General features: G+C 61.8%; 3 protein-coding genes. All 3 read right to left on the bottom strand.

The window, feature by feature from the left end; all coding sequences use genetic code 11:
- Positions 1-274: 274 nt before the first annotated feature.
- Positions 275-442: a 50S ribosomal protein L33 gene (rpmG, locus tag EN939_RS31200; RefSeq protein ID WP_006201775.1), complete on the bottom strand. Its 168-nt coding sequence runs from the start codon at positions 440-442 to the stop codon at positions 275-277.
- A 153-nt stretch (positions 443-595) separates the two neighbouring features.
- Positions 596-1,054: a hypothetical protein gene (locus EN939_RS31205; RefSeq protein ID WP_127271458.1), complete on the bottom strand. Its 459-nt coding sequence runs from the start codon at positions 1,052-1,054 to the stop codon at positions 596-598.
- A gap of 110 nt (positions 1,055-1,164) precedes the next feature.
- On the bottom strand, positions 1,165-2,184 hold a 1,020-nt coding region (locus EN939_RS31210; protein WP_164751380.1), incomplete at its 5' end, for an MFS transporter.

Genomic DNA, 2,184 nt, shown 5'->3' on the forward strand with positions numbered 1-2,184 from the left:
CTCATCGGCCGTCTGCTGGCTTATCAGCCCGTTGCTGACGGCGAAGCCAGCAACCAGAGCGACAAGGGCTGCAATGATTGCAGCTTTCACCTTCTTCGACATCCATAGGCGCCTTGTTCATGACACCCAACCCACGGCGAAGGGTGCCGCAACCTTGGCGAAGGGTCAATCCTTTTGGCTGCAGTCTCTGCTCACGTGCAACGAAATCAACTGGTTACAAACGAAAAACGCCGCCCATTGGGCGGCGTTTCGGCATTGCAGCGGGAAACTCAGATTACTTGATCTTGGTTTCCTTGAATTCGACGTGCTTCTTGGCGACCGGGTCGTACTTGCGGAACGACAGCTTGTCGGTCTTGGTGCGGCTGTTCTTGCTGGTCACGTAGAAGAAACCGGTGTCGGCGGTCGACAGAAGCTTGATCTTGATGTTTGCGGCTTTGGCCATGATATCAGTCCGTTTGTTCGTGGGGTTTTGGCCGCTGGAGCACGGGGAAACACCCGGACGCGGGAAACTTGGCGCGACACATAAAGAACGCGCCCGGAAAGTCAAGCCCGGCAAGCCTGGTGCGACCCGCCTGAGCCTGCTGGTGAACGGAAATCATGCGGTTTCTGTCGCCGGTGACGCAACCTTCTTCCAGTCTCCGGTCGTGTTCCACCAGCGATTCGGATTGGCGCGGTCGTCCAGTCCCTTGGAACGGCTGGCGAGAATCGGTTGAATGCGGATCACCGGTTCCTGGTAGGAATGGGCCTGGAAAATCGCCTCGACGACGCGGGCGGCCAGCACCTGATCGTCCGGCAGTTCGAAGGAAACCTCGACCGTGCCGGGCCGCCGCCGCAATTCGGTTTCGGCACCGGCGGCCGCACCGTCAAGCGGCCTGTAGCGTTCGATGCCGTGCGCCGACTGATAGGCATTGCGGTCATATTTGCCCATGGCCAGCGGCGCAATCGCCACCACAGCATCCATGATGCGGTCGACGTCGGCGGCCGGAGCCTGGAAGGTCACGAGCAGAAGCAGTGTCATTCGTAGCGATGTGGTTTCAAAGCCGCTGTCGATCATGGAAGTGTCCTCAAGTGTTTTGGGACACTCTTTTAGCCCTGTGCTCCTGACACGGTTCTGTCAGCAGCCTGCCACCGTGCGCGCCAAATGCAGGGCTGGCGGCAGTTGCGCTACAGCAGGATCTTGCGAACCAACCTGACGGCGACCAAAGCGATATAGGCGGCGAAGAACAGGCCGAGCGACCAGCCGAAGCCGGACGGGCCGAACGCATCCATGCCGATGCCGATCGCCTGCGGGCCGAGCACCATGCCGACACCGTAGCACAGCACGAAGGCGGCGTTGGCCGACGCCAGTTCATGGCCGGAAAGCTGCGAGCCGAGATGGGCAAGGCCGATCGTGTACATGGCAGCGACGACGCCGCCCCAGACGAACAGAAGCGCGGCCATCAAATGCCAATTCTGGGCGAAGAAGGGCATGAAGACGGTGCCGATAAGACCGACCGTGGCGCAGGCAATCAGCAGGTAGCGGCGATCGCTGACGCGATCGCTGATCATGCCGATCGGGATCTGCAACAACACATTGCCGAGGCCGATCATGGTCAGCAGAAGGGCCGCATCGGCCTCGGAATAGCCGATGCGGCTGCCATAGATCGGGAAGAGCGCAAAGCCGCCGGTTTCCACCGCGCCGAACACCAGCACGGCTGCGGTCGCCGACGGCACCAGCCAGATGTAGCGCAGGAAATTGCTGGTTTCGCCATCCGAGGCGATCGAGGGGCTCTCGTTGCGTGCTGCCAGCACGGGTATCGCCGCCAGCGTCACCAAGGCGATGATGACGCCGAACGGCCTGAAGCCGGAACTGCCGAGATGGGCGAACAGCCACGGTCCGGCGGCAAAGCCGAGCGACAGGACAGTGGCGTAAATGCCCAGCACAAGGCCGCGTCGGTGCGGCGGCGCCGAGGTGCTGATCCAGAATTCGGACAGGATGAACAGCACCGTCAGCGCGATGTGCAGCACGATGCGCAGTGGAAACCACATCCAGAAATCGGGTGCGAAATGAAAGCCGACAAAGGCCAGCGCGCCGGCGGCGATCATGGCGATCATGGTCCAGGCAACGCCGAACCGCATGGCGAGCGGAGTAGCCAGCGGCGCACCGGCGATCGAGGCGAGGCCGGCAACGGCGGTGTTGAGGCC

This window comes from Mesorhizobium sp. M7A.F.Ca.CA.002.05.1.1 (assembly GCF_003998335.1).
Lineage (GTDB): Bacteria > Pseudomonadota > Alphaproteobacteria > Rhizobiales > Rhizobiaceae > Mesorhizobium.